We start from the raw sequence: 26,409 nt of genomic DNA, 5'->3' as shown, positions 1-26,409 counted from the left end.
TTCATCCGGGGGCTAGCCCCCGGATGAAGGGCTGAAGGAGTAGACAGAGTTTACTTTACACTTCCTATAAAACAATACAATACTAAATAAAACGATGTTTTTGATCTTGTCAACGCTACGATTAGCTTGGATGATCAAAATTTTGAAAACCCTCATTATGGCAGTGACAGAAAATATTTTAACCAAAGTCCCACGGAGATAATTTGTCATCCCGAAAAAATGATCATAAGTGATTGGCTAAAACCTACCTTCGAAGGTGTAAAGCAAGTCATAGTTTCCCTACCGATGAAATTATCAACGGGCGAATCGATATCTATTTCCGGGAATAATGGAACTACAGGGGTTTTATGCAAAGACCTGTGGGTTGATGAACTGAACAGTTGTCCTTTTGGAAACATATCGCAGGTTGGTAATGGTTTTGCTTCGTTTAATGCAGGTTTACTGACGGGCTGGGCAGAGAAGAACGAAGGAAATATCAGATGTATATTGAATTCCTGTGATCTATTGTATAGTGAAGCTAAGGCAAATGTGAGAAGAACAAAAAGCCACTATTTTTCAAAACATAAACTTTTCCTGAGTCACAGGTCTGTTGATAAACCTACAGTTGAAAAAACTGCTTCGACCCTGAAACAAGAAGGTGTTGGAATATGGTTTGATAAGGACAACACGCTCCCTTCGGATTCATTAACAAAAAAAATAAGCGAGGGACTGGAGGAAATGACACATTTCGTTTTATTCTGGTCAACTTCCTGTAACGATTCTGCTTGGGTAGACCGTGAGCTAAACGCCGCCATCTCCCAACTAATCAATCAAAAAAAGCCAATATTCATTGTCAGACTAGACGAGGCTCCTGTTCCCTCTATTATTGCAGATTTGTATAGAATTGAAGCGCAAAGTTTGTCAGGGGATGAAATTGGGAAAATACTCAATAGTACGTTGGAACGCCTTGATAATAGAATTTGAAATCCCTTCAGTTCTCCGTGATGCAAGCCTAATATATGAATAGAGTATGTTGGTATCTATTTCATTTTTTTATTAGCGTGAATATGGCAATTATAAAGCCAATGAAAGTGCTCCACCAGAATTTTTTTTCCCTCTTGATTAACGCTAGTGCACTAGTAATAAGCATGATCTGAAGCAGCAACTTTATCAAAAAATAGTTATTTAGAACCGAAGAAAGATCAATATCAAAAATTCTTTCAAATGTCCATAGTAAGAATGAAAGAAAGGATAATGAGATTATGGCTAGAGGAATTTCTAGTTTATTTCGATTAACTGCAGTCTCCTCGAATTTAGATTCAGGTTCTGTTTCTGGCAATTCTGATTTTGGAAACATCCGCTCAAACCTGGTTAATAAGATTTCTACTTTTTCCTTTAACTCCTGATCTTCTTTTCTACCTTTCTCCGCTGTTTTCTTTACCTCTTCAATAAACTCATTTGGATTATTTTTAGCTAGCTTATTTAATTTTTCTGGATCTTTAATTTTCTTTTTCTTGATAAGATTTGCGATAATCAAAGTATCATCAGCAGTTATGCCATCTTCTGTTGAGTACTTGCTAAAATTCTCATCCAATTCTCTGAGCGTTCGGGAATTGGGAAGAGAATGCGAGATAGTAGTGGAAACCAGCCTGGTCAATCCTAAATCTGAAAACTCAGTCCCGTTAATTAATTCTTTTACTTGAGGACTACTCAGCTAAAGCAAACTCAGTAATTCACCGGCTCTAATTACTTCAGGAAGTCCATCAGTTTTCGGTGTTTTTACATCATAAGGAGTATTTGTAACGAACCAACATTTTGCGTTCATAAAATTGCCGGTTACTCTTCTTCTTCCACGTTTTTCTTTTACATAAGCAATGGCCGTAGTGTCATGGTGAGCACTCCATCCAAAACGACCTCGCAGTTCCTGGTAAAATTCAAGTATTTTTCTATATTGGAACTTTGCAAGATTTTTAAATTTCTCATCATTTCCAATGACATCTACCCCAAATTGGTTTTCTAATGTTTGTCGAAGATTTGCACCTATTTGAATAAGTTGTGTTTTGGTGTATCCCTTTCGAATTGCTGCATTAAGAATACTTTCGGGATCCAAATAGCCCTGAAAAAAACTTTTGCTCAACTGATTTGCTTTACGTTCTATAAGTAATTCAGTTTCTTCAAGTGTATATGGTAAAACAGATACCCTAAATCCAAGCTTCTTTGCCAATTCTATTATCTTATTGCAAGTATGTGTTGATTCAATTGAGTTTAGATCAAGCAAACCAATTATGAAATTGGTATCCAGTAATAACTCAAGATCTCGTTTTACTTCTCCAAAATCAGTAATTAGGTATGCTGATATTATTGAGCCTAAGTAAATTCTTCTTAGGGCATTAAACAATTTAGGTTTGTTCCTAAGAGAATTTATGAAATTGGCCTGATGCACATCATCCAGTTCAAGTAGTTTTGCTTGTTTGTAAGCAAAGAATTTGGAAAGCCTCAGTCTACTTTTATCAAGATACTCAAAAATTGATAGTTCCTGACTCAGCTTTAAACCTTCAGTTTCCAGAAATACCTCATATAACTTATTGATCTCACTTATCTCATCTTCAGTTTCGGCAATTTGAATTTCAAAATCTTCAAAAATAAAGTTATCAATTAAGAACGAACCGTCTTGATGTATCGTAAGGTTTACCTCTTCTATTGCTAGTGTTTCTTTTGCAATCTTTTCTAACAATTTCTTGAGATAAGGTATTGGGATATCTAAAGCAAATATTTCATCGACTTTGGATTTAATTTCAGAAAGGCTTGAGCCAGATTTAACTCCCTCGGTATTCAATTTGCACAAAGCGGTTTTAATAAGGGGTTGAAAAATGTCATCAAAATCTTTTATCCCCACAGCATTATCATTGATGTGGGCAAGTAGACTGAATGCAACAACTTTATTCGATTTCATAAAGTAGATAAATTGATGTCAATACCAGTAAAAAGTATCAAATGAACCTTTAAATGCAATAACTATATCCTCTAAATCTAGTAAATTTTTGATGTGTTATTCAAATTATCTAAAGATTTTTGACTTGGGGTTGATAAGAGAACGTTCACATATTCTTAGATACACACACCGTTGTCTTCGTTAGCAATAATAAAGTGCATTTGTAAATTTTGGTACTCAAAACAACTCCTTTCCCTGCCGTACCACCACCTTTCGTGTAAGCTCCGCCATTCATTTGATCTCCTGCAGTATCCTTTGGTACTCATCTATTATATGATCGTTGCGGTAAATCTGACTTTTGGCTTTTTTGTAGTGCCCCCTTCCGAAGATCTGCCCGGAATAGTCCTTTAAGCCTTTCAGGTCCTTATCAATTTCTATCCGTTTATTATCGGATTCAATCAGGGTATATCTGCCATTCCGATCATGGGGCTGGGCATTCTTAATCCTGCCCGGATACGCAGTAAGGTAATCCAGCAGCCTGAAAAAACCGTTAATCAATTCCTCTTTATCATAATCCCCGACTTCTATGTATTTGTTTGTGTCCAGAGCCCGCATATGCATGAAATCATTTAGATTCAGCACCTCAATGCATTGGAATTCTAAGTTGACCCTTATAGCTTTCTTATGAAATTTGATAAGGAAGGCATCTCTTCGTTGTTCATCTCTCAGGATTTCCATTTTGATACGTGTTTATTATTTTACTAATTTATTTAGTAAAAGTGCAAACGCCTGATTAATAATTGATTAGTTTTCAGAATCAAGTTTTGCTTTCAGCCGGGTCACAAGGTATTCAGCTTCAACATTCAACGCCCTGGCGAGTTCGAGCAGTGTTTTTATCGTGGGTTGGCGAAGACCCCGTTCGTACATGCTAATGGTTTGAACATCCAGGTTGCAATATCCTGCAAGTTGAAGTTGTGTTATATCCTGTTTCTCCCTTTCCTCCTTCAACACAATGCCGAAAGCCTGTTTTATGGTCATGGACGAAACTAGCTATCCGGCAGATTAATTTACTAGAACTATAGTATGAGTTATTGTGATTTTTAGTTATATTAGACTATTAAATATTGTTATTTAAATAAATGAAATTTAAAATTTTTCCTTTTAAATATAGTGGATCTTTGATTTAACCAGGCCCGGCCATTAGTGCCGGGTCTGAATTTTTACCAGGAAATATGAACAAAAACAAATACTTACATCAAGGGAACCTTGAATTATTGAAAGATGTTTACGAGGTTCAAAATTATTATTGCCTCCTGCTGAAGAGGAGAGTTTCCAAAAAGGCCGGTACTTACGAAAAAAGCAAATATTACCAGGACATGTTGGAGGTCATTAGCAGTACTGACGAACTATGCAGCCACGTAAAAAATCTTAGGGAAATGGGTTTATTACAACCCGAACCCTGATCTCCCGAGATAAGTAACACGGGGCGACAATGCGTTTAAACAGGAAAGGGGAGCCTGGTGCTCCCCTTTTCCCTGGCTACTCTCTTTCTACCACTATTCGCCGGGTTAAGATTCCATCCCGATAAGGTAGTCAAACCCCAGGATATTAAAACCTACGATCTTTTTGGTTAAGTCTATGAATTCTGTAATATTTTTCTCTCAATCTCTTTATCAATCTATTTTGGGATAGGTCTCCGTGTTTCAAGGTCAAATACGATAGTACCAGTTAGTCCTATTTTTTGTTTCATGTTACTTAGTTACGGTTTATACTTCCATCGATCATGACGCATTCTCAATGTTAATAGCCTGTATAAGGATCGGAAAAAACCAACTCTCAAACTTATATGGGAAATGTATGACCTCCTGCCATATAAACCCCGCCATTCGTTTAAGCCTCATTAGCATGGCATAATAATGTGTCCAGGATGATAAAACAAAGCCAGTGATAGATCATTTAATGGACCAATAGTTGATGCTCTACTATGGATAACACAAAAAATTCTAAAGACTATGCCAAATTATATAAAAAACAAACTGGAGATCATGGGGACTAAAGACCAGGTTGCTGAAATTAAAAATTTTCTGAAAGGGGAACCTGGTAAAGATGGTATGGAAAGGCTAGTGGATTTTAATAAAATTCTCAAATGCCCCGAAGCAATTGAAGAAGTGGGTGAAATCTCACAAGGTATCGTATACGCGGTAAAAAACAAGTATGATTTACCTTTTGATGAAGACGAGCTGGTTGCCAGGCTGGAAATGATCGCCAGGAAAAGACAAGAGTTAAACCCATTTAAAAAGAAAGAGGATATCATTGCGTTTGAAAAAGCATGCTCCGCTTTCGAGACAACCGGGTACATTTACTGGCGTGACTGGAATTTAGTAAACTGGGGAACCAAGTGGAATGCTTTCTCTTTCGAGTATGAAACCCCTGGAAATACACTAATATGGGAAACGGCTGACTCCGCGGCGCTTACTTTAATGTTAAGGTTAAGCGAAAGATTTCCGCGTGTGAAATTCGCTTTTAAATGGGCTGAAGATCACATTGGAAGAAACTGTGGCAGGGCTAAAATACAAAAAGGAAAAGCAAATTTATATATTCCAGGGGCCTGTAGCCCGGAGGCTTATGAAATTGCCATTGAATTATGGCCCGGGGCCAGACAATAGGCCCTCTAACCTTAGAGAAACAACCTTTGCCTTATTGCCATAAAAAAAGTGAATTCCCAATATCTTTTAAAATTATGCAAAGTTGGGATATGAAACTGATACCTGAAACTTTTACAAGTTAGTTGCTTAGCCCGATCCCGAATACCTGGTTACTGGGGCTGGTTAACTTAATCGTCCACAAGCTCGGGAAAAAGGTTATGCCGCATGGCGTATACGACCAACCCCGCCCTGTTTCCTATACCTAGCGCGCTTTTGTAAAGCGTGCTTCTTTTAATGCTATATTATTAAATTATGGCCTAGCTCGTTCACCGGTATTTGTAATACCGCATCTTTGAAGGGAGCATTGCTGAAATGAGTCTAGGGAAAAATAAGTCAAGTTTAGCATGAAAATGGTTCACTCTTAGGCAATAAATTTCAATAAGGTAGCTACCAACCCATTAGCGATTATACCGCCTACAATCCATTTCACAAGGTCGTATTTAGCTTTGGTTACTACTGCTTCTACGTTTTCCTTAGTCGCTAATTCAGAATGCGTATCTTCAAAAATTTCGGCAATCACCCGGGCTTGTTGTTCTGAAAATTTTACGCTTTCTAATCTTGTAAGTATCTCTGTTGTTTTCATTCAATGTCATATTTTTCTATCAATTCTCGCTTGGAGAAGATTCAATTTTCACACTATCACTACCGTCCATTAGTTCAGCCAGTCCATGACTTGTTCCTGGTTCACCGTTGCTTACTTTCGCCACAATTTCATTAACACCCAACCCCTGCAGGTACTTTAAAAAATTGCCAATTGTATAATTAGTCTGCCCTTTTTCAATTGCAATGATCTGGTTGCGTTTTAACCCGCACTTAAAAGAAAGGGCATCTTGTGAAAGATTCCTTTTTTTACGAAACATCTTAAGGCGTTGGCCGATGGATTTTCTGTCGAACATAATGCAAAGGTAGTAAAAATATGGAAATGTTACAATAAATGAACGTAACAGTATTGTGACCTTTGCCCGGGGGGAGGGGCTATTAAAGTTCAGAAAGAGGCTTGTCACAGCTTTTTATCTTCCCCAGGGTTCCTGGTAGTGAACCCCGAGAGTACTAAAAAGCTGTAATAATTCCTTAGCGTCTTCCTCATTCAGAAGAGTCCCTTACAGAGACTGAATAGGGAGGATCCTGCCACGTTTCATGCATTTCATCCGGTGCTGTATGAGCGGCAGCCTACCCTACCGGGCTTAATTTTTTATTAAATTCATTATTAATTTTTGTATTGTTTCTCTTTGTTCCGGGAGACTTTGCGCAACTGCCAAAGCTAATGTCACCAGCGTATTGTCATTAATTTTTCTTTCTCCAATACTGTTTAGGTGATGCCTGTTTTGTTCCAAAAACCATACGAAAATGAAAGAACCTATGCGTTTGTTTCCATCAGTGAATGGGTGTCCTTTAATTATTGAATATAAAAGTTGAACGGCCTGTTCTTCTATTGTGGAATATGCTAATTCACCAAATACAGTTTGTGAGATACTCCCTAATATTCCTTTAAATGAGTCATCTTTTTCGTTGCCAAACAGTTCACTTGCTTCTCCTTTGTTAATAAGGTCAGATTTGAGCTTTTGAATTGCCTGTTTGACATCTTCATAGTTGATCATGTAGATTACATCTTTATTAAGGTTTTCAGAAGACAATTCGTCTTTGTCATATTTATTAAGCAGTTCAAAGGATTTTGAATAATGAGAGATAATGGATAATAAACCATCAGTAAGTGTTTTTTGTGTCTCAAATAATTCTTCGTTTAATAGGTCTAACTCGCTTTGTAAAGCCTCAACTTTGCTTTTCTCTTTTCTAAGTAACTCCTGGTTTACTGAATATCCTTTTATTAAATGTTCTTTTAGCTTTTGAGTTGCCCATTTTCTGAATTCAGTACCAACCTGTGATTTGACACGATAACCTACTGAAATAATGATATCGAGGTTATAAACAGATAGTTTCCTGGAAACTTCCCTGTCACCTTCTTTTTGAACTTGGCGGAATTCCCGCCAAGTTGAATCCTTATCAAGTTCACCTTCTTCATAAATATTCTTTACGTGCTCACCAATGGTTCTTCTTGCCTTTCCAAACAAGTCCATTATTTGCTGTTCAGTTGCCCAAATCGTGTCGTGTTCACCATCAAGCACTACCCGGAATTCAGTCTGCCCGTTTTTTGGCCTGAAAACAACTACGTCACCATTTTTTATTCCAAGTAAGTTCATTTTCCTATAGCACTTTCAAATAAGCTCAATTTCAGAATATGCTGCACATTACGCATCATATATTCTTTATACTATTTCATTTTTATGTAAAAAAGTAAATTTCCAATATCTTTTAAAATTATGCAAAGTCGGGATATGAAAACAGGCCCCTGGAAAGTGCTGAAAAGCTGCAATGATTCATTAATGTTTTCCTTATTAAGAGTCCTTTACAGGAGATCCTGGACAAGTAGAAAACCAGGACATACCACCCTGGGCAATTTCTCACAGCATTAAAAAAAACACCTCATCGCTGAAGCCGGTGAACTTACTCATCCACCAGGCCCGGAAAGAGGTTATGCCGCATGGCGTATACAACCAGCCCGGCCCTGTTTCTGGCATTAGTCTTCGTTAGCAGACGTGAGCAGTACCTTTCTACATTCTTCACGCCTGTATTAATTTTTATGCTAATTTGTTTGCTCGTGTACTGCTGGCAAATAAGTTTGAGTATTTCTAATTCTTTTGGAGTCAGTGACTCTATATTATTAGTTTTCATTTAGTGGCCTGTGTAAAGTGAATAATATTTTCAATAGCCTGGTAACTATTGCTCCCCAATTATCCCTTTTGCAGGTGTTCCACTATCCTGCTGCTCAATCTTACGATATAGGTTTTGGTGCGATTAACTAGCCGGTTGACAGTAATACATAATCGCTGCTGGTTAAAAAGTTATTTCTATCTTTAAACGATTTTCACCTGCCGGAAGTTGTGCCATACAAGGCACCGCCGCTACCGATACCATGATCCCGCTGGTGATAATTCCCGGGTTTTTCTAACTTCTTATATTTATACAATCTAATATTCTTATATTGATATTACTATTTCTTTTATTATTTGTATTGTTTTTTTGTTTTTAAAAATTTTTAATTATAGATTGAGCTAAGTAAAACAGAATACCAGCTCAGCTTAAAACGTAAGTGCAACAAGGTCTTGGCATACAGGATAAATGCCAGGTATTTAAACGGTCTCTTTGATGATCAAACGGTCAGGAAACGATTATTAGAAACAGTTATAATCAACTATATCCCGATGAAAAAACAGGTCGCCCTCGAAATCATTTGCTTTCTTTTTATACTCCTGTTTACCTATGCGGCCCTGGTGAAGCTGCAGGATGTTCAGAAGTTTATCGTACAGGTAGGACAGTCCCCGCTATTAACCGACTTTGCCGGTGTAGTGGCGTGGGCTGTTCCGATATCCGAGTTATTAATTGCCGGCATGCTAGCTTTCAGGCGGTTTCGCCTGGTGGGGTTATATGCTGCCTTTGGCATGATGGTTATGTTTACAGCTTATATTATTGCCATACTTCAATTTAGCGAGCATGTGCCCTGTTCCTGTGGTGGTGTACTGGAAAGCATGGGATGGACGGAGCATTTGATCTTTAATACAGGATTTGTTCTGCTTGGCGCGAGCGGTGTGATATTACATATCCGTATGCCGGGGCAGGACAGACCAGCTATGGCCTAGCCGACTCGTGTTTGGCCACTATATTATTTACGAACTGGTTGTTTTAATTACGGTGCAAAAAGGATTGGCGGGATAATCTCTCCCCGGGTCGTATCCCGAAAATCCTTGCACCGAAAACAAAATATATCGAATAATCCGGGGATTGTTATACGGACCGTTTAGTAATGCTTGTGCGGAACATTCAGGCAGCTACCAGCAAATGAAAAAATCGAAGATGCCCAAAACGTTCTTTGCCTTCCTGATTGCAGTAGGATTGGCCTTCACTTTGAAGCAACCTCAAACAACGGTGGGCATGATTGATGTTAAGGGTAAGGGTTCCAACTGCCCATCCGGTCAGGTGAGCGATACCTGCCTGGCTACAGCAGAAGACCAGATTTGTACATTTAAGTTCAATAAAACAAAATATGAAGCTGTTTCAAGCAACGTGACCGAATGCTCTGATGCATCCGTTTTGCGCAGGCCGGATTGACTAAATGCTCTCATATAATAAATAGAGAAACTACATCTAAAATTTATACAACTATGGAATCATTTAAAAACATTTTCCCTCTGGCAGCCTTTGTTTTAGCTGTCACTGCCTCTTTTGCCTTTACCCCTGTAAAAGCAACCAAACTTGGATTGATAAATGTAAAAGCCCAGAACTATCCAACTTGTACTCCTGGTACGGTGAGTGATCAGTGTACTTCGATTACATCAGGTTCCCTCTGTAAAATGCGAGTTGGAGCTGCCCTTTTAAATGTGGTTCCGGCTGATGGCGATTGCTTAAACGATGCACCTCTACGAAACCCAAACTTAGGGTAGAACTAGATAGAAAACTCCAATAACTAACCTAGCCACATAACTATGAGAAAATTAAGGATAACACTTACTGCTACAGCATTTTTTTTGGCAATAGGGTCCGTTTTTGCATTTACTCCTTCAAGACCAAGCAGCAACACTGTTGTGGTCAAAGGCATGGCGGCAACTTGTCCGGTCAGTGTAGTGAGTAATCAGTGCCGTTTAATTGTACCTGGTTACATCTGTACATTCAATGTCGTGCTTTCTACGTACATGGCCGTTCCGGAGGATTCACCGGTTTGTAAAGATGCAATGGCATTACGCATTCCGCAATTCTAGTCACATAAAACAAAGCTTCATATTAAAACTTGATAAGACTTTGATAAACAATTACAAGAAAAAAAGGGGGAAGCCGAAAACCCTTAACAGAGTAGGCAATTAACCTAAACATATATTATCATGAAACTATTTAAAAATGTTCTAACCGCCCTTGCTTTTGCCTTTGCTGTAACAGCCGCTTTTGCTTTTACCTCACCAAAGAATGCTGAAACTGGTACGATTAGCGTAAAAGCCAAAACCTTATGTACAGAACCTCATCAGGTTAGTGATCAGTGCACGTCCATAACGGATGGAAAAGTATGCAAAATTATAATTGATTTCGTCCAGTACGAGGTAGTTCCCTTTGGTGCTCCTTGTACTTCTCAATCACTAAGAAATCCTAACCTGTAAAATGAGATTTGACTTACTGTGATGGCAACACTTTCACAGGTAAGAAACACATCCTGAGTTTTACTAAAAATTCTGGACGTATCCAAGAAAAAATGTCGTGACATTTTTCAGGGGGAAGCTGAAAACCCTTAACAGAGTAGGCAATTAACCAATAAACACATAAAATGATGAATGCTCTTAAAAATGCTTTAACCGCCTTTGCTGTGACAGCCGCTTTTGCTTTTACCTCACCAAAGAATGCTGCAACTGGAATGATTGATGTAAACGCTAAAGCCCCAGTTTGTACACCAGCACAAGTAAGTGATAAGTGTACCTTTACATCCGGTCTAATACTTTGTGAAGCTAATGTTCTAGGGGAACTATATCCAGTCGTCCCAGAGGATCAAACCTGCGATCAACCATCTTTGTGGCGTAATCAGTAGACCCGGTTTTTGATAACATTGAAGTTGGTAGATTTTACTCTACCAACTTCAATGTTATCAATAAAATCCTCAAAACACGGTTGATTTATTTCACCAAAATCATTGTAATGAAAAAAAATACTCCTATCATCATTTTAGGCTTTTTAGTTTTTTTTGGCGTATTGGTCGTTTTCATTTTGTATGCAAAAACCTCCGAGAAGACTAACCATCAATACAATAGTTTTCAGCGAAAATTCTTACCTAAAACGGTAGATTTATCGAGCACTTTGGATGTAAAGTATAATTCGTACTATATCGCCGGTTCAAGTGCAAACCATCTCTATTTTGGTAATGTTGCAGGATCAAGACATTTACTGATGACAGATTTAAACTTGGCCGATACGCAACATGTAGAGTTGAAAATCCAAGGATTGGAAGGATTAAAATTCAGATCTATAAGAGTTCAAGTCGATTCTCCTTATTTTTATTGGTCGGATGGCTCAGTTCCCGCCATTTTCAGAGGTACCTTGATGGATTGGCAGGCCTCTCGCTATACCTATGATAGTGCTTACTTTATGGATGTTATTCCAGTAAGCAGCACATCGTTTTTACTGAGGACAACTAGCACACAATCAAAAGAATTTGTTTTGGGAAAAGAAGCTAACAATCCTCCTTACATACAACTTGCTCCGGACTTACTTGAAAAACAGATTGATGGAAAATTTTGTGTTGATGGTATGATGCATTACAGCGAGCACCTGAATTGGTTGGTTTATGTCTATTATTACAGAAATCAATTCATTTGCGCAGACAGTAGCCTTAACTTAATCTATCGAGGCAATACCATTGATACAGTCAGTCGGGCTAAGATCAAAGTCGAGGAAATCAAATCAGATCGTTCCCTTACAATGGCCACTCCACCTATGATGGTTAATAAAAAAAGCTGTGTTTCTGGCGGTCAATTATTCATTAATTCCAATTTACTGGCGAAAAATGAAAAAAAAGAAATCTTTGAGCAGTCCTCGGTGATAGATGTTTATGATCTCAAAAATGGCAAATACCTGCATAGTTTTTATCTTCCAAAGCATAATGGGGAGAAGATGCGCGAATTTCAAGTATTTGATGATTTACTGATTGCCTTATACGATCATTACATTCTCAAATATCAATTTGATCCTAAGTATATTTCAAGTTAGGGTTGTTTAAAGAATTTAACAAAAAGGGAGACATGGAGCAAATCGAATAGATACAGTCTTACGAAGTATGCTTATGAAGAGGATTCGAATGTACACCCGATCATGTCCCTGTTCCCTTTTTAAGTACTTGTCGTATTAATTGCTCAGTCCCAACCCCAAAAACCTATATACATTGGAGTTGTTCTGGTTAAGGAATGATAAGCCTGAAACATAGCTATTTTAGCAGGCTTTCAATTCTTGCCAATAAATCTTGCAAATGGTGGTTGGTCATTTTATCCCTTTGAGACACTATGCTTTCATCAATTTTCTTCTTTATCGTTTTTAAATTGGAACGGGCCACAGAGGATGCATCACTGTTGCCATAAAGTTGGTGTTGGATATTCATATATCTACCAATTTCATTGATGAATATCCGTTGAAGGTTTCTCCGAGAAACACTGATTTTTTCACTGGTTTTTAGCTCTTGAAAAATACCCTCCCTTAGATCCTCATGTAACTCCCGAATGGTATAGGCCTCTTTACCATTTATAGCTTCATTTTGAATCATGGGTGCCGTGTCTCTTAACAATTTGTTCAGTATTTCCTGTTGAATTCTCATAATATGACCCAATGGATTAGCTTCATATGGCCCCGAGGTTCTCTCAAGAATCACCGGGTCTATTATCCAGCTTGGGGTTTGAAACAAGTGTTTGTGCAAAAAGGCTATTGCTTCTTTTTGCCTCTCCGATGCTAAAAAAGTGTATACAGGCCCATGTTCATCGGCATTCTTAAGGGTGTAGTACATACCTCCTACCATCAGTTCTACTGGTGCCATGTATCTTTCCAATTGATCGAATGCCTCTTTGTAAAGTTCAGCCAAAGTTTCATAGTTCTCACCTTTCTCTGTTGTCCATTGTACAAGATTTTTTATAATCCGTTTAAGGTTCCTTATCCCTAGTTCAGATGCATAGAGGGGGTCATCTCCCAGGTCCATGTATCCTGTCATTCCTTTAGGAAAACGAACGAGTGGATTATCCGCTTGTTCTTGTAACCAATGGTTTAACGTATCCTTTTCCTGTTCCGGGCTATTAACATCCGGTATCGGTTTATATCCATACCGTATCGCCCAGTGATCGTATTCACCTATTTGGGTATAAAAGTTTTCGATTGAGTCTTCCGGTTGTGCAACATAGTTGGCCCATGCGTAATCCATGATAGAGGCCGAATTGCCATGACTTGCTGTAAACGAAGGGGAACGCAACGAATCCACTGGGTAAGCCCTACTTGCATCGTCACTATGATCAAATCCTAATGCATGCCCCACCTCATGGGCCGTTACTGAGCGTAGTACTTCGCCCATCACTTCGTCCTTAAGTTTAATGCTACGTGCGTCCGGGTTAGCTGCCGCCGTTTGTATAAAAAAAAGGTTTCTCTTTCTTCGAAGCATGTTATGGGATAATTGAATATCTCCCCTTAAAATTTCACCCGTACGGGGATCATTAACCATGAAACCCACAGCTCCTTGTGACTCACTAGCCACGTAATAAATGACGGAATGCTGAATGTTATTGATATCCCAATCCGGATCTTCTGAAGGTGAGGGTGGCTCTTTTGCTACAATGGCATTTTTAAACCCAATTTTTTCGAAAGATTTCTGCCAATCTTCCACCCCCTTTTTGATGAATGATCTCCATTTAACAGGGGTAGAAGGGTCCAAGTAATAGACAATGGGTTTTTTCGGTTCTACCAAATCACCATTATGGTAGGCCTCCCAATCCGAAGGTTCCAATCGCCATTTGGTTATGTATCTCTTTTTCGCTGCTTTCAATTCGTTAGTACCATAATCGGTATATCCAAAACTTAGATAGCTTACACGCCGGTCATACAGACGAGGCAACATAGGATTTTCAGGTAGCAATACTATGGACTGGTTCAGTCTGAAAGAAAGTGAATTGTCCCTGTATTCGTATTGCAGATTGGATGCCCTGTACGTGAGAACATGATGGATCTCGATGTTTTTGGGAAACGCTTTCATAGAAGATATGAAGGACCGGTTTTGGTCTACGCCAGAGATTTCATAGTTACTACTTTGCACGCCAATCAAGGGTACATTCGAAGTAAAAAAATCCTGTACACTAATGACAATGGAAGATTTGTCACTATTGACCGCTTCAATATTGAAACGATAAGCAATCGGCTCAAAGTTGTTGCTTTTTACGGATTGAAAAATAGGTAAATTCTCATCTGCCACATCTTTGTATGTCGCAAGTCGCATGAAAATTGCCTTATCCTGCCGCTCAAATCTTATGACCTGATGTTGGACGGGGAAGCCCCCCGGTTTGGTGTATACCCCGGCTCCAAAGCCAGAAAACTTGTGTGGGCCAGCCGAGATCCTAGACACGATCAGGATCTCTTTACCCAAAATAGTTTCAGGAAGTTCAAAGTAATGGTGGTCACCGACCTTGTGAACACTAAACAGCCCATTTTGCGTTTCCGCATCGGTGGTTATCACTTCATTATACCTTTTAAATGGAGATGTTGAGAGATCCTTTTTTTGAGCCTCAGTACTTAAAGTGAAAACACTTAATAAAGTAAAAGCCAGAGGCCATATATTAAACGATAGTTGTTGCATGTATCCTGATTTGATTTTTTATTCATGAGTTGAGCAAGTAGGTGTATTGGGGATGGTACTACCACCCCCAATTTGCTCCCAAGTCGGGGTTCCCTACAAAACGCTCATTAGCTCTTTATTCTAAGAGTCCTTAAAAACTAGCTTGTATTCGATTGAATTTAGCGTACTTAATACCCATCATTCTGGCGAAGGTTTGAATTAATCTCACGTTCGGCTTGTGGTATGGGGTATAGCCTGTCTGTATCTTGCCAATCCTTCAAAGCAAGTGGAGACAAAATTACCTCGGCTCTACCCGTTCGCTTCAAATCGAACCATCGATGGCCCCATTCAGTAAACAGTTCCACCCTTCTTTCCTGCTCAATAGCAAGTAGTAATGAAGATCGGTCATTGGCAGAAGTGTTGGGTAAACCCGCCCGGTTGCGTATCACATTTAAGTCGGCTTGAGCCCCGGAAACATTGTTTTGCTGTGCCCTGGCTTCTGCCCGGATCAGGTATTGTTCGGCCAATCGTAAAACCATTGAGTACTCCGTCAACGGCTGATTCGGGAGGTTAATTTTGTATTTGTAAGGATGGAAATAAGTGATTCCATCTACCATATTATTATCCACCCAATTTAGCCTCCGGGTATCCCCTGGCTCAAAGGCATTGATCAATTCATCTGTAAGAACTTGAAGTCTGGGGAAAGACCCTTCAATATTTATGAATACACTCCCTTCATTTGTATTTTGACCGGGAGAAACAGGTTTTAAGTGCCAGATAGCCTCCGGGCTATTGGCCAGGAACACCCCATTTATTGAGTCCAGGGCATATAACCCTGTATTTTCAATGACTTTGCCTGCCTCTGTCTCCGCATTGGCCCAATCCAGGTTATAAAGATAAGCCCTGGCCAATAAGGCGGTTGCGGCCCATCTGTTGGGTTGTACCCGTTCCTCGGCAGAAAAGGAATAGTCCTCTGCTAAAAGGTTTTGTGCATCTTGTAGGTCGGTAATCACCTGAAGGAGAACATCAGGGGACGGATCACGGGCAACCACATTATTCGCTTCAAAATCTGTGGAGCCAATGACAGGTACATCTCCGAACATATTCACTAAATTGAAATGAAGAAAGGCACGAATGAATTTCGCCTCGCCTTCCAATTGATTTTTGGTATCTTGGGTTACCCCAGGCGAATTTTCCAATCCTTCTAACACAGAGTTGCTATAGTAAATTAAGCTATAGGCTTCATTCCATAATCCGAGGATAGAACTATTATTGGTTGTGAGGGAATTTGTGTTGAATTCCGTGCGGTTAATATCTGCCGAAAAATTTAATACATCGTCAGAAGATAATCCCACCAAATTGGTGACACTGAAAGAATTGCCACTTGCAAGGCCTCCTGTTATCATTTCCACATAGATGCCCCTCATCGCTGCTATGGCCGTACCATCACTGGTATATACTGTCTCACTAACTACTTCTGTAGTGGGAGGATCAATACTAACAAAGTCCTCACATGAGGTATTTGTAAATAAAAGGATTGTTCCAAGTAGTGACAATTTTCCTATTTCATTCCATTTCCTCATAACCCCTCTAGTGTTTGATAGAATGTCCGAAATGTTGAGAATATTTTTTTTAATTTTCATGATTCTATTTCTTTAAAATTTGACTTGGATTCCAGCAGTAACTACTCTTAATGGAGGCAGTGCTTGCGAACTTTGCGTTTCAGGGTCTAAACCAATGTAATCGGTAATGGTGAATAGATTTTGGCCTTGAACATAAACCCTTAAATTCTGAAGTTTTAAGTTTTCAATAATAGCAGTGGGAAAGTTGTAAGCCAATGATGCGTTTTGCAATCGAATAAAGGAGGCATCACTAATTATGTTGGTTCCTCTAAGGCTATTTTCATACGCTTGACTTGCTTCGGAACTCAAGATCGAAAATCGTTGGATTTCCGTAATATCACCTGGCTGTTGCCACCTGTCCAATATCTGGATGGGATAATTGGTTCTTAAGCCTGGTTGAGAAAAACTTGCTAGGTAATTAATGCCTGTTTGCTTCACAAACTGGAAAAAAAAGCCCAGTTCTATACCCTTGAATGAGATCTTGTTTTGCAATCCTCCAAAGTAACTTGGCGCGATTTCTTTTACCGACTGTAAATCATCTTCGTCTATTTGTCCATCCTGGTTTACGTCTTCAAAGGTGTAAAACCCAGTTTCAGGATCTACTCCTGTATAATTAAACCGTTTTCTATTGAAAAGTGATTCCCCTACCGTATAGATATTTGCAAATGACGAATTCTCTATATTGGGAAACTCTATCAGTTCATTGCGGGGAATAGTGATATTAAAACTGGTGGACCATTTGAAATCACCGGTGCTAACATTGGAAGTATTTAACACCAACTCCCAACCCCGGTTTTCTACGGTGGCTGGAAAATTGGATTGCAGGGTTGAAAAACCCGTAGTTCCGGCCAATGGTATACCTGTGAGCTGGTTGGAAGAACGATTGCGATAATAGCTTGCCGTTAGGAAGATTCGATCATTTATCAGTCCCAGTTCAATACCCCCTTCTATTTTTTTATTGGATTCCCAACCAAAGTCAGGGTTTGCCAAGCGGGTAGGGATTAAGCCGGTGGTGCCTAAATAAGGTAAATTTGTTGGTGTATGGGTGTCCAAGAATTCATAGTCTCCTACCTGGTCACTTCCTGTGGTACCATAACTTGTTCTTAACTTTCCAAAACTGATAAATGGCAAGTTATCCGCTATGAAGGGTTCTTCAGAAAAGATCCAGGCAGCACCTACTGCACCGAAATTAGCAAACTGTCTTCCAGGGCCAAATCGACTGGAGCCGTCCCTTCTCCCGGTTATGTTTAGAATGTACTTTCCATTCCAACTGTAATTGATACGACCAAAAAAAGCATTATAGCGATATTCAGAAAAGGTGGCGTCTTGTATATCAACATTAGGAGCGGCATTAATATTCTCAATTAAAGCATCACTGGTATAACCAGATGCAAAGACGCTTTCACGCTCCGCTAACGTTCCTTGAAAAGTTGAACCAATCAAAACAGTTAATTGACTCATTCCAATGTTTTTTATGTACTCAATTTGTGGCTCAATGATCCATGTTTCAGTACTGCCATTGCCAAAGAGTGCCGAACCTGTGGGATTCAACGCAGGATTTTTCGCTTTTATCGGACTGATATTATTCTCATTCACCGTAATATTGTTATATCCCAGGTTTGCTTTAACCGTTAAATCCGATACAATTTGATAGCCCAGTGTCATGTTTGATATGAGGTTCCTGGTCTTGCCTTCATACCTTTCAAAAAGACCAGTGAAAGGGTTGTTGATGAAGGTATTGTTCTCAAAATTCAAATTACCCTCTTCATCAAAAACTTCGGGTGCATGTGGAGCAATTGATATGGCACTAATTGTGAAGTCTTGCCTCGGTAAATTATTCTTCTCGGCCACATAGCTGAGTGATAAATTGGCGGTGAACTTTTGATCGGTGGATTGGTGATTGAGATTAAAATGTCCTGAACCTCTTTGCAATGCAAAATCACCTGGAAAAACTGTCGTTTGTCGAAAATAGGTACCACTGAACAAAAATTGCGTGTTGAGGTTTCCTCCCGATATAGAAAACTGTGTGTTTGAGTAGTTTGCGGTACCTCCAATTAGCTTCTCCTGCCAGTCGGTATTCCTGGTGGAATCCCAGGCAAAGAGGTCATGGAGAAGTGGCTTAAAGAAGTCAGGAACAGGATCAATGCCATCATTAGCTAAGGACTCAAACACCATCTCCCGATATTGCGCTGCATTTAATAGATCCATTTTACTACTTACCTCTCCAATTCCTGAATAATGATTAACGTCTACGGTTGTTTTTCCGGATTGCCCTTTTCTAGTGGTAATGAGTACCACCCCATTTGCCCCTCGCGAACCATAGATGGCAGTGGCATCAGCGTCTTTTAAAATCTCGATACTTTCTATGCCTGATGGGTTAATGTAATTGATAGGGTCTATCTCAGAACCAAAAACCCCTCCAACTACATCCGGTGATGATACAGGTGATGATGGATATGGTACACCATCGACTATATATAAAGGATTATTCCCATCTAACCTAAGACTATTTTGTCCTCGTATTTGAATGTCAATACCCCCTCCGGGTACACCACTTCTTTGCCTAATCACGACACCCGCTACTCTGCCTGATAAGGCTTGCAATGGAGTAGTGACCGGTTGTTCTTCAATCTGCTGTGCAGTTACTTTTGCTATGTTTCCCGTATTTTCTCGCTGTTTAACATCCCAATAACCAGCTTTTACTATTACTTCCCCTAAACTTGTAAGATCGGGGGTAAGCGATACATCTATTATCGTACGCCCACTGATCGCTATTTCCTCTCTTTGGAAGCCTACATACGAAAATATGAGATGGGTGGCATTATTAGGTGCATCTAATCGGTAATTTCCATCTACATCCGTTACTACACCAACACTTGTGCCTTTCACCAGTATGCTGGCTCCCGGAAGGGGTTCCCCTTTTTCATCGGTAACCTTACCACTAATGATCTGATCCGGTAGCTTAGCTTCCTCTTGTTTTTTTGAACTTTTTTGTTTCGGTTTTTCCGGGATTTTTACATTGATCATCCCATCCACCTGTTTGAACATCAAACCGGTTTCTGTAGCTATTTTTTTTAGAAAAAATGCCACACTTTGGTTGGTGGCATTAAGAGTGATCCGCTGATCCTGCACAGATCTGAGTGTACCCTCCCGGTAGAAAAACCTAAAGTCTGTTTTTCCCTCGATAGAGTTTAGTGCCGCCTTTACCGGGGCATTATTTAACTCCATTGTAATAATTACCTCTTTAATACTCTTGGATTGTGCATTACCATCCCCTGGCAGAACAACACCTGCCATAGCGCATGTGCAAAAAATAATGGTAAGCAGGTAGTTAAGCGACATAATAAAAATTATGCGTTTTAGTAGATTTAATTTCATAATTTTGAAATGTTAATGGAAACTTTGTTTCTGTTTGACAACTTGTCCGCTTAGCTCGTGGGTGCAATCATGATTTAAGCGGGCTTTTTTTCCACCTGTGCTGAGGCTTCGGTGGATAGGCGCGTTTTTTTGGTTTCAGGTCATAATGGATATTTTAATCTTGGTGGATATAAATGGTTTAAATTCTTCAATTTTCTTCACAGCCGGAACCACTTAACCTGATCCCGTCCTTATCAAATTCATAGGTTATATCGAGTGTATACTCAAAGCTTTTCAGAATAGCCTCGAGGCTTTCATTGTGGCTCTCGCCCACAATTTTGCAGTTATGCAACCTGGGATCGAGCACAGAAATATTCACGCCATACCACCGCTCCAGCGTTTTGATCGCCTCTCTAAGTTTTACATGGTCGAATTTGAGTATACCGCTTTTCCATAAAATGAAATCGGTTGCATTCACTTCACGTTTTTCGAGAGCGCTGGTAGTGGTATTAAAAATGGCTTGCTGGTTGGGTGAGAGGGTTATCCCTGCGGATCCCTGCTCCCCGGCATCACCCTCCGTAACTCCCCCTGCAGGGGGAGTTACCAGGGGGGACACCTTCACATAACCGGTTTCAACCGTGACTTTAATAATTTCGTCTCCAAAAGAATTTACGTTGAATGAGGTTCCTAAAACCCTTGTCTCGAGGTTGCCGGTTTTCACAATAAACGGTTTTTTTGTATCACGTTTCACCATGAAAAAAGCCTCTCCCTTAAGGGTTACTTCGCGGCTGTCGCCAAACTCCCGGGGATAGGTAAGGGTGCTTTCTGAATTCATTTGTACGGTTGTGCCATCGCTCAATGTAATCGTGGCCTTTTGGCCGCGGAGTGTTTGCTTTTGTAGCGTAGTAGTATCTTTAATACCAAGGCCATCAATATAGTTGAATGATATCCATACTACACCAATGGCAAAAATTACTATTGCTGCTACTTTGATGAAAATCGAAAAGTGGGGTTTAGAGCTTTTACGGGTTCCATTGAAAGGCACCACATTTTCCTGCCGGAAAAGGGCGGCCATAATTTTCTCTTTCCTGGTGGCTGATTTTTCATCGCTCACCAGTTCATTTTCAACATCCTCATCGGGGTCACTGGTATTATCCACTATCACCCCTTCTTCTATCCACTTAACGATCTGTAGTTTCGCACCAGGAGTTTTCATAAATTCTGTGAAAATCTCAAATTCTTTTTGGTTACAGGTATTGTCCAGGAATTTCTGAACAGCCCTTATGACTTCATTTTTATTCATAGTTACCACAGTTGGCTTTTCGGATTTAACTAATTTTATTCCCCCTTATTACCTTATACACAAAAACAGGCTAGGACTTTTACGCGTGGAGCGATTTTTTTTTGAATTTGTTAGCTGATCAGCTAAAACTTTAACCAGGTGCTAATAAACAACTCTATGAATTGTAAGAGTTACAATGGATAGAGGAGAGAGCGGGCGCAAGCAAGGCAGCTTTTTTTACGCCTGTTATGATAAGGGAAGTAAGAATCCGTCTTATCCGTAGACTTTCCCCAAAGCAAACTAAAGTTTAAGCGAAGCAGAAAGCACCGCAAGTATAGTCAAAGTTATATCTATGTGCGGCTCAAGATGTTTTTTTATGAATTGCAGGGTTTTCCATAACTGGTTTTCTACGGTGGCTTTCGCAATACCTAATTGATTCGCAATCTCACGATTGCTCAAACCTTTTTTCCGAGACAACAGGTAAATAGATCTCCGTTGGGCAGGGACCTGCTCAAGAATTTTATCCAGTATACCATTGTACTCCTTAGAAATTATTTCATGGTCGCTTTGTTCCCCGGCCCTCAGCACATCTTTCCACAGCTCGGCAGAAAGGTCTTCGTGCTTTATGGTATCTCTAATGTAGTTAAGTGCCTGGTTCCTGACCATGCTGTACAGGTAAGCCTCAATGTTGCGACCCGGTTGTATTTTTTTCCGGTTCGACCAGAGTTTTATGAATACTTCCTGGACTATCTCGTCAGCAATAAACCTTGATTTGGTATACTTGTAGGCGTGAAGGTAGAGTTGCTTATCGTACATGGAATGGATACGTTCAAAAGCTGATGAATCTCCATCAATAAACCTTCTTATACATGGCTCTGTACCCGGCCCACCTTTCAGTTTTCTTGTCATTTTACCCAACTGGTAACAATTAATTTCACGATAAGATAATAAAAGATTCATATAATGTCAAATCATTTTGAATCTTACCCAAACATATCGATTAAATCGAGGTTATTGATTCCTGGAAACCGGGATGTCCGAAGCCTTATGAAATTGATAAGCTTTCACTGGTTAATAAGGTGTTCTTTTTTCCTGGTTTTTAGACAGGTAGGAGATTAAAAAATTAAGCGCCGGGGTAAATATGAAGTAGCGTGGCTTTTACTTTTATGCCCCCTGTTTGAAGGTTATTTTTTTTCATCCAAAAACTTTTGCAGCATAGCTACTTTTTCCCGCTCACTGGCCAGCAGGGCTTCATATAGCTGGTCATTTTTTTTAAGAGCTTCCGCCCATTTATCGAATGGGTTAAAGGTGCAACTATGATTATAATTGTGAGCCCCAACCATTTGTGAATGCCCTTGGTTAGTGACAATGTTGTAAACCGTGGCTTGCTCATCAAGATTTTTGATCGCTTCAGCACTGACTCCCAATGCCCGCGCTGCCCTTTCCAGCGTATCGTCATCAACATCTTCGGTTTGCTCAATTCTTGACACAGATTGCTGGCTTATTCCCATTTTTTCAGCCACAGTGTCCTGGGTGATGCGCAACAGCTCGCGCATTTGCATAATTTTTCTGCCCAGGTGTATCGCGGGGGGTGTTGTTTCTGTAACCATAGCCAAATATATTAATTTTCAGAGTGGTTCCAAAGTCCTTTCTTGGAGAGGTAGGATTACTTACAATTGGGTGTGAGATTACCAACAATTGAGTGTGAAATTACACGCGGTAAAATGTGAGATTACAAGCTGATATAGTTGGTTACAAATGATTTTATTTAATTCTTAGATCCATCAAAGTGTCCATTGATACACGCCCCCTGTAGGTGGTAAACATACAACTTAAAGGGCATCGTAAATATATTTTCCAAATACCTAAAATATCAATATTATGATTGAATATAATGAGAAAGAAGACGAGGCAAAGATCATCATTCCCTTATCAGGAGTCCAGGAATTGAAAAGCTACCGGAACGGGATCTTAGGGATGCCCAGGAAAATTGAATTTAAAGATTGTATCGGGGACCGGGAGTCCATAGAAAACCTGAAGTCTGTTTACAGGCTGCTTATCCATTTATCACCGGGGGAGGGATTTATGGCGGAATATGATAAGATAATACCTGGGCACATGAATTCCTCTTTTTGGGATGCGATCCAAAAGGGCAAAAGCCATGAAAATTGAATTTCCCAAAAATAAGCGATTGGTTAACCTTCTGCAGGAAGTTGAGCTTTCTGTATTCCTGATCATGCAAGAACTTAAAAACCTGAAATTTATTAATGAGCTGAATAAAGCCGATGTCGATGCAAGTGCCGGTATCCTCGACTTTAGTCCATTAATATTAGCAATAATGGATCTAGGTGATAATCTTAGTGATGAATTTCACGAATGGTATTATAATCGCCAGGAAGAGTTGTCCTCGTCACTTGATCCGGAGAATGAGAAATTACTCCTGGAGAGAGCCTTTGGTTTTTATGCGGACTTGGTAGTTAAGAAGCATGAAATGAATAGAGGGATAAATGGTAATAGTTAACTGGTAGTCGCTGGCTTAAAAAATTACCTGGTTGCAGGCGGGCCCTTCAAAGTGGGTGCGCCATCCCGAACTTGACGGAGATTATCTATCTCAATTGAGGCTTAAATCTATGGAGAGAAATAAATCTATGGAGAGAAAAATGACAGACCGGCTACAAAAGCTGTGCATAAAACAGGCAAAGACAATTTACATCCTGGATGAATTCACTGAAGGACTAATCCACCAGCCCAGGGAAACCGGGGATGATGAACTCAGCGATTCTGCCCTCAAAACTTTTCGGATCATAATGAAGGTCATTAATTTAAATCTCCACTCGCTGGAAGAAATCGCATACCGAATAAAAAAAGGAGAAAAACGGGCTTAAACCAGGTCGTCCCTATGGGGGTGGGGATCAACCAGGTGTTAGCCCAGCCCGGCCTTTCCCCAAGGGTTTGGGAAAGGTCGGGTATCTTCTTATTCATATAAAAAAATCCACCACTATCAAATTATTCAAACAGCAATAAATATGGCATTGAAAGATATACTATACAAAGGCTTAGTTCTTGACCAGTTAATCCGGGAAAAAAGAACAGGAACAGTAGGTGACCTGGCTACTACACTGGGAATGTCCAGGCGCCAGGTCTACAATTACATTAAAGCTATAAAGGAAATTAATCCACAGTGCACATTCAATACCCAAGAAAAGAGTTATGTCTACCCGCTAGATGAAGGGGCATAATGTGCTAGGAACTATGAAATCATGGAGGGGTATTCCACCCCTCCATGGAATCAAAGGAAAGGTAATGGAAATTGGACTAGAAAATCCATAATATAAAATAAAGTTGTCCTTATCACTTCAAAAGAACAAGCTAATAATCACGTTGAACGGAGAGAGCGGGGAGTAAAAGCTCCTAAGGTCAGATATGACAAGCCTAAGCCGCGAGGAACAAAGATTTCCACATGGATTTAACTATCTTTACTACAAACGCTAAGGCAATGTCAGTTGAATTAGATAATAAGATAGATTCAGGCATCAAGAATTTTCTTGAATTGCAAGCCCGGGAATTATTAGAAGAATTCGGGGCAGGTAGTCATAAACCGGGCTCAGGTAGTGCTGCTGCACTTCAAGGGCTATTATCTGCTCAACTCATAAGAACTGTGATCAATCGAACAGTTTGCAAGGATACTTATAAAGAGTGGCATGAACCCCTAAACAAACTTGATAAAGAAATAGAAAAAGAAGTCTATCCAACCTTGCTCAAACTTTTCCAGGAAGATTCAGAAGTGTTTCATACCCACATGAACGCCCGTCTTAAAGCTAGAGATGAGTCCGACTATACGAAAAGGAGACATTTAAAAGCGAGAGCATTAGATAAATTGAAGCCTGCAACTGAAATACCTATTCAGATAGCATGGGAGTGCATTAAGTTGGCAGAGGGGGCAAAATTGATATTTGATCATGGGTTTACGGCTGTTCGGGGTGATTCAGGAGTTGCCTTGAATAGTGCGGTTTCCGCTCTGGGGGGATGCTTATCTGTTATCGATCTAAACCTAACTTACTTCCCGGATAATGATTGGACTAGGGATATTAGGCAAAAGACCTCGGCATTACACGAAAAACATATAGCTCTGACAAACGAGGTAAATAGAAGGCTGGACAATCTGAAGAAAGAAGCTGATTGGAAAATGAAATTGAATTCATTCACGCTTAATTCTTTTGAAGAAAGCAAGTTATCTTTTTCGTACATTGAAAAATTAGTTTCTCACTTTCAAAATTTCTTATGGGTGAATAGAATGGAAATTTGGGGTGAAGAAAACATGGATCCATTAGACATTCTTAAACCTCAGAAGGCGTTTGAAGTCCTGGGTTATAATTATAACACTCCGCTAACACTCGGACAACAAAACATTGATGGAAAGGTAATTGAGATTGCTGGGGTCATCAGTAAATCCAAAAAAATTGTTAAAATATCTTCTCAAAAGAAACCTTACATACAAAACTTCACTGCTGCCCATGAACTTGGACATGCCCTGCTGCATAATCAAGATGTATTGCACAGAGACGGTCCATTAGACGGATCAAAACCTTCTAATCCTCGAAACCCTCAAGAAAACCAGGCAGATAAGTTTGCGGCTTTCTTTTTGATGCCAAAAAAACAAGTTCTCAGAATCTTCGGGAAGCTGTATGGAACCAGTCAATTTGTTATAAATGAAGAAACGGTATTTGCTCTTGGGGAAAAATCAATAAGGCAGTTTAGATATGAGTGTAAGAATCTTCGTGGACTTTCAAAGTTTCTATCAAGCAATACCTTTTATCATAAAAATTTTAAATCATTAAAGGAGATTTTTGGAGTTTCTGAGGGGGCAATGGCTATAAGGCTGGAAGAGCTTAGAATAGTTGAATTTTGAATCTGCATTGAATCGAGATCCACTCGTTTCATCTACCACCGAGAAAGAATTTGTGTTACTTGGAGACATCATTCACGGAATTTTTTGATTCAACAATTGGCCGGTCACGCAATCACCAACCATATTACCTCGAAAACTATCCTGATCCGCCTCTATCATTATACATTAAAATATTAAGAAAACTACACTTCCCGAGGCTGGGCTATGTTCTTAACCCCGCACCATTAAATCCGTC

The 26,409-nt window shown here is 39.6% G+C and carries 28 protein-coding genes; 14 read left to right on the top strand and 14 right to left on the bottom strand.

Going from position 1 to position 26,409, the window contains the following annotated elements; translation table 11 throughout:
* Positions 1-126: 126 nt before the first annotated feature.
* Positions 127-963 (top strand): toll/interleukin-1 receptor domain-containing protein, encoded by an 837-nt coding sequence (locus tag AC04NP_RS28795; RefSeq protein WP_482863548.1) that lies wholly within the window; start codon positions 127-129, stop codon positions 961-963.
* 61 nt (positions 964-1,024) lie between these two features.
* Here AC04NP_RS28795 and AC04NP_RS28790 read toward each other — a convergent pair whose 3' ends face one another.
* The 4 genes from AC04NP_RS28790 to AC04NP_RS28775 form a co-directional block, all read right to left on the bottom strand.
* Positions 1,025-1,573: a hypothetical protein gene (locus tag AC04NP_RS28790; RefSeq protein ID WP_482863547.1), complete on the bottom strand. Its 549-nt coding sequence runs from the start codon at positions 1,571-1,573 to the stop codon at positions 1,025-1,027.
* A 120-nt stretch (positions 1,574-1,693) separates the two neighbouring features.
* Positions 1,694-2,932 carry a hypothetical protein gene (locus tag AC04NP_RS28785; protein WP_482863546.1) on the bottom strand — a complete coding sequence of 413 codons (1,239 nt, stop codon included), beginning with the start codon at positions 2,930-2,932 and terminating at the stop codon, positions 1,694-1,696.
* Between the two features lie 270 nt (positions 2,933-3,202).
* Positions 3,203-3,649: a hypothetical protein gene (locus tag AC04NP_RS28780; protein ID WP_482863545.1), complete on the bottom strand. Its 447-nt coding sequence runs from the start codon at positions 3,647-3,649 to the stop codon at positions 3,203-3,205.
* 66 nt (positions 3,650-3,715) lie between these two features.
* Positions 3,716-3,949, bottom strand: a complete 234-nt coding sequence (locus AC04NP_RS28775) for a helix-turn-helix domain-containing protein (RefSeq protein ID WP_482863544.1) — start codon at positions 3,947-3,949, stop codon at positions 3,716-3,718.
* 194 nt (positions 3,950-4,143) lie between these two features.
* On the opposite strand from AC04NP_RS28775, the gene AC04NP_RS28770 reads away from it, so the two are divergent.
* Positions 4,144-4,374, top strand: coding sequence for a hypothetical protein (locus tag AC04NP_RS28770; RefSeq protein ID WP_482863543.1), 231 nt, complete (start codon positions 4,144-4,146; stop codon positions 4,372-4,374).
* A 549-nt stretch (positions 4,375-4,923) separates the two neighbouring features.
* Entirely contained in the window at positions 4,924-5,577 is a 654-nt protein-coding gene (locus AC04NP_RS28765; protein WP_482863542.1) for a DUF1281 family ferredoxin-like fold protein, read from the top strand.
* Positions 5,578-5,977: 400 nt separating this feature from the next.
* On the opposite strand, the gene AC04NP_RS28760 is transcribed toward AC04NP_RS28765, so the two are convergent.
* The 4 genes from AC04NP_RS28760 to AC04NP_RS28745 all read right to left on the bottom strand — a co-directional run bounded on the left by AC04NP_RS28760 (position 5,978) and on the right by AC04NP_RS28745 (position 8,346).
* Positions 5,978-6,199 carry a hypothetical protein gene (locus AC04NP_RS28760; protein WP_482859771.1) on the bottom strand — a complete coding sequence of 74 codons (222 nt, stop codon included), beginning with the start codon at positions 6,197-6,199 and terminating at the stop codon, positions 5,978-5,980.
* A 19-nt stretch (positions 6,200-6,218) separates the two neighbouring features.
* On the bottom strand, positions 6,219-6,512 hold the full coding sequence (locus tag AC04NP_RS28755) for a helix-turn-helix domain-containing protein (RefSeq protein ID WP_482863541.1): 294 nt from the start codon (positions 6,510-6,512) through the stop codon (positions 6,219-6,221).
* A gap of 288 nt (positions 6,513-6,800) precedes the next feature.
* Complete coding sequence (locus tag AC04NP_RS28750; protein ID WP_482863540.1) at positions 6,801-7,814, bottom strand: virulence RhuM family protein/type II toxin-antitoxin system death-on-curing family toxin; 1,014 nt, start codon at positions 7,812-7,814, stop codon at positions 6,801-6,803.
* A gap of 304 nt (positions 7,815-8,118) precedes the next feature.
* Positions 8,119-8,346: a response regulator transcription factor gene (locus AC04NP_RS28745; RefSeq protein WP_482863539.1), complete on the bottom strand. Its 228-nt coding sequence runs from the start codon at positions 8,344-8,346 to the stop codon at positions 8,119-8,121.
* Between the two features lie 530 nt (positions 8,347-8,876).
* On the opposite strand from AC04NP_RS28745, the gene AC04NP_RS28740 reads away from it, so the two are divergent.
* From AC04NP_RS28740 to AC04NP_RS28715, 6 genes are all read left to right on the top strand, one after another.
* A complete protein-coding gene (locus AC04NP_RS28740; RefSeq protein WP_482863538.1) occupies positions 8,877-9,311 on the top strand; it encodes a MauE/DoxX family redox-associated membrane protein in 435 nt (144 codons plus the stop codon).
* Between the two features lie 199 nt (positions 9,312-9,510).
* The gene (locus AC04NP_RS28735; RefSeq protein ID WP_482863537.1) at positions 9,511-9,780 is read left to right on the top strand and encodes a DUF6520 family protein; all 270 of its coding nucleotides are present in this window, start codon (positions 9,511-9,513) and stop codon (positions 9,778-9,780) included.
* A gap of 53 nt (positions 9,781-9,833) precedes the next feature.
* Complete coding sequence (locus tag AC04NP_RS28730) at positions 9,834-10,112, top strand: DUF6520 family protein (protein ID WP_482863536.1); 279 nt, start codon at positions 9,834-9,836, stop codon at positions 10,110-10,112.
* A gap of 435 nt (positions 10,113-10,547) precedes the next feature.
* A complete protein-coding gene (locus AC04NP_RS28725; RefSeq protein WP_482863535.1) occupies positions 10,548-10,817 on the top strand; it encodes a DUF6520 family protein in 270 nt (89 codons plus the stop codon).
* 164 nt (positions 10,818-10,981) lie between these two features.
* Positions 10,982-11,239, top strand: a complete 258-nt coding sequence (locus AC04NP_RS28720; RefSeq protein ID WP_482863534.1) for a hypothetical protein — start codon at positions 10,982-10,984, stop codon at positions 11,237-11,239.
* Between the two features lie 107 nt (positions 11,240-11,346).
* Entirely contained in the window at positions 11,347-12,414 is a 1,068-nt protein-coding gene (locus tag AC04NP_RS28715) for a hypothetical protein (protein WP_482863533.1), read from the top strand.
* A gap of 214 nt (positions 12,415-12,628) precedes the next feature.
* Here the strand turns inward: AC04NP_RS28715 and AC04NP_RS28710 are convergent, their stop codons facing one another.
* The 6 genes from AC04NP_RS28710 to AC04NP_RS28685 form a co-directional block, all read right to left on the bottom strand.
* The gene (locus AC04NP_RS28710; RefSeq protein WP_482863532.1) at positions 12,629-15,025 is read right to left on the bottom strand and encodes a zinc-dependent metalloprotease; all 2,397 of its coding nucleotides are present in this window, start codon (positions 15,023-15,025) and stop codon (positions 12,629-12,631) included.
* A gap of 167 nt (positions 15,026-15,192) precedes the next feature.
* Entirely contained in the window at positions 15,193-16,647 is a 1,455-nt protein-coding gene (locus tag AC04NP_RS28705; RefSeq protein ID WP_482863531.1) for a RagB/SusD family nutrient uptake outer membrane protein, read from the bottom strand.
* A gap of 12 nt (positions 16,648-16,659) precedes the next feature.
* Positions 16,660-19,968, bottom strand: a complete 3,309-nt coding sequence (locus AC04NP_RS28700) for a SusC/RagA family TonB-linked outer membrane protein (protein WP_482863530.1) — start codon at positions 19,966-19,968, stop codon at positions 16,660-16,662.
* Positions 19,969-20,191: 223 nt separating this feature from the next.
* Entirely contained in the window at positions 20,192-21,286 is a 1,095-nt protein-coding gene (locus AC04NP_RS28695) for a FecR family protein (RefSeq protein ID WP_482863529.1), read from the bottom strand.
* Positions 21,287-21,565: 279 nt separating this feature from the next.
* On the bottom strand, positions 21,566-22,225 hold the full coding sequence (locus AC04NP_RS28690; protein WP_482863528.1) for an RNA polymerase sigma factor: 660 nt from the start codon (positions 22,223-22,225) through the stop codon (positions 21,566-21,568).
* A 224-nt stretch (positions 22,226-22,449) separates the two neighbouring features.
* On the bottom strand, positions 22,450-22,875 hold the full coding sequence (locus AC04NP_RS28685; RefSeq protein WP_482863527.1) for a helix-turn-helix domain-containing protein: 426 nt from the start codon (positions 22,873-22,875) through the stop codon (positions 22,450-22,452).
* Positions 22,876-23,146: 271 nt separating this feature from the next.
* On the opposite strand from AC04NP_RS28685, the gene AC04NP_RS28680 reads away from it, so the two are divergent.
* The 5 genes from AC04NP_RS28680 to AC04NP_RS28660 all read left to right on the top strand — a co-directional run bounded on the left by AC04NP_RS28680 (position 23,147) and on the right by AC04NP_RS28660 (position 26,174).
* On the top strand, positions 23,147-23,437 hold the full coding sequence (locus AC04NP_RS28680; protein ID WP_482863526.1) for a hypothetical protein: 291 nt from the start codon (positions 23,147-23,149) through the stop codon (positions 23,435-23,437).
* A complete protein-coding gene (locus AC04NP_RS28675) occupies positions 23,403-23,786 on the top strand; it encodes a hypothetical protein (RefSeq protein WP_482863525.1) in 384 nt (127 codons plus the stop codon). The genes AC04NP_RS28680 and AC04NP_RS28675 overlap by 35 nt, the downstream gene beginning before the upstream one ends.
* 109 nt (positions 23,787-23,895) lie before the next feature.
* Positions 23,896-24,150 carry a hypothetical protein gene (locus AC04NP_RS28670; RefSeq protein WP_482863524.1) on the top strand — a complete coding sequence of 85 codons (255 nt, stop codon included), beginning with the start codon at positions 23,896-23,898 and terminating at the stop codon, positions 24,148-24,150.
* Positions 24,151-24,291: 141 nt separating this feature from the next.
* The gene (locus tag AC04NP_RS28665) at positions 24,292-24,504 is read left to right on the top strand and encodes an HTH domain-containing protein (protein ID WP_482863523.1); all 213 of its coding nucleotides are present in this window, start codon (positions 24,292-24,294) and stop codon (positions 24,502-24,504) included.
* Positions 24,505-24,725: 221 nt separating this feature from the next.
* A complete protein-coding gene (locus tag AC04NP_RS28660) occupies positions 24,726-26,174 on the top strand; it encodes a cyclodeaminase/cyclohydrolase family protein (protein ID WP_482863522.1) in 1,449 nt (482 codons plus the stop codon).
* Positions 26,175-26,409 lie beyond the last annotated feature (235 nt).

Source organism: Agaribacillus sp. DX54 (genome assembly GCF_056858335.1).
This window is presented reverse-complemented; position numbering and strand designations above follow the sequence as displayed.

Bases quoted from the DNA above. Each gene is read 5' to 3' on its own strand.
- AC04NP_RS28665 (WP_482863523.1), top strand. From the start codon at position 24,292: ATGGCATTGAAAGATATACTATACAAAGGCTTAGTTCTTGACCAGTTA.
- AC04NP_RS28740 (WP_482863538.1), top strand. From the start codon at position 8,877: ATGAAAAAACAGGTCGCCCTCGAAATCATTTGCTTTCTTTTTATACTC.
- AC04NP_RS28780 (WP_482863545.1), bottom strand. From the start codon at position 3,649: ATGGAAATCCTGAGAGATGAACAACGAAGAGATGCCTTCCTTATCAAA.
- AC04NP_RS28775 (WP_482863544.1), bottom strand. From the start codon at position 3,949: ATGACCATAAAACAGGCTTTCGGCATTGTGTTGAAGGAGGAAAGGGAG.
- AC04NP_RS28715 (WP_482863533.1), top strand. From the start codon at position 11,347: ATGAAAAAAAATACTCCTATCATCATTTTAGGCTTTTTAGTTTTTTTT.
- AC04NP_RS28755 (WP_482863541.1), bottom strand. From the start codon at position 6,512: ATGTTCGACAGAAAATCCATCGGCCAACGCCTTAAGATGTTTCGTAAA.
- AC04NP_RS28735 (WP_482863537.1), top strand. From the start codon at position 9,511: ATGAAAAAATCGAAGATGCCCAAAACGTTCTTTGCCTTCCTGATTGCA.
- AC04NP_RS28730 (WP_482863536.1), top strand. From the start codon at position 9,834: ATGGAATCATTTAAAAACATTTTCCCTCTGGCAGCCTTTGTTTTAGCT.
- AC04NP_RS28670 (WP_482863524.1), top strand. From the start codon at position 23,896: ATGGAGAGAAATAAATCTATGGAGAGAAAAATGACAGACCGGCTACAA.
- AC04NP_RS28700 (WP_482863530.1), bottom strand. From the start codon at position 19,968: ATGTCGCTTAACTACCTGCTTACCATTATTTTTTGCACATGCGCTATG.
- AC04NP_RS28750 (WP_482863540.1), bottom strand. From the start codon at position 7,814: ATGAACTTACTTGGAATAAAAAATGGTGACGTAGTTGTTTTCAGGCCA.
- AC04NP_RS28760 (WP_482859771.1), bottom strand. From the start codon at position 6,199: ATGAAAACAACAGAGATACTTACAAGATTAGAAAGCGTAAAATTTTCA.
- AC04NP_RS28765 (WP_482863542.1), top strand. From the start codon at position 4,924: ATGCCAAATTATATAAAAAACAAACTGGAGATCATGGGGACTAAAGAC.
- AC04NP_RS28685 (WP_482863527.1), bottom strand. From the start codon at position 22,875: ATGGTTACAGAAACAACACCCCCCGCGATACACCTGGGCAGAAAAATT.
- AC04NP_RS28675 (WP_482863525.1), top strand. From the start codon at position 23,403: ATGCGATCCAAAAGGGCAAAAGCCATGAAAATTGAATTTCCCAAAAAT.
- AC04NP_RS28720 (WP_482863534.1), top strand. From the start codon at position 10,982: ATGATGAATGCTCTTAAAAATGCTTTAACCGCCTTTGCTGTGACAGCC.
- AC04NP_RS28660 (WP_482863522.1), top strand. From the start codon at position 24,726: ATGGATTTAACTATCTTTACTACAAACGCTAAGGCAATGTCAGTTGAA.
- AC04NP_RS28680 (WP_482863526.1), top strand. From the start codon at position 23,147: ATGATTGAATATAATGAGAAAGAAGACGAGGCAAAGATCATCATTCCC.
- AC04NP_RS28725 (WP_482863535.1), top strand. From the start codon at position 10,548: ATGAAACTATTTAAAAATGTTCTAACCGCCCTTGCTTTTGCCTTTGCT.
- AC04NP_RS28690 (WP_482863528.1), bottom strand. From the start codon at position 22,225: ATGAATCTTTTATTATCTTATCGTGAAATTAATTGTTACCAGTTGGGT.
- AC04NP_RS28745 (WP_482863539.1), bottom strand. From the start codon at position 8,346: ATGAAAACTAATAATATAGAGTCACTGACTCCAAAAGAATTAGAAATA.
- AC04NP_RS28705 (WP_482863531.1), bottom strand. From the start codon at position 16,647: ATGAAAATTAAAAAAAATATTCTCAACATTTCGGACATTCTATCAAAC.
- AC04NP_RS28770 (WP_482863543.1), top strand. From the start codon at position 4,144: ATGAACAAAAACAAATACTTACATCAAGGGAACCTTGAATTATTGAAA.
- AC04NP_RS28785 (WP_482863546.1), bottom strand. From the start codon at position 2,932: ATGAAATCGAATAAAGTTGTTGCATTCAGTCTACTTGCCCACATCAAT.
- AC04NP_RS28710 (WP_482863532.1), bottom strand. From the start codon at position 15,025: ATGCAACAACTATCGTTTAATATATGGCCTCTGGCTTTTACTTTATTA.
- AC04NP_RS28695 (WP_482863529.1), bottom strand. From the start codon at position 21,286: ATGAATAAAAATGAAGTCATAAGGGCTGTTCAGAAATTCCTGGACAAT.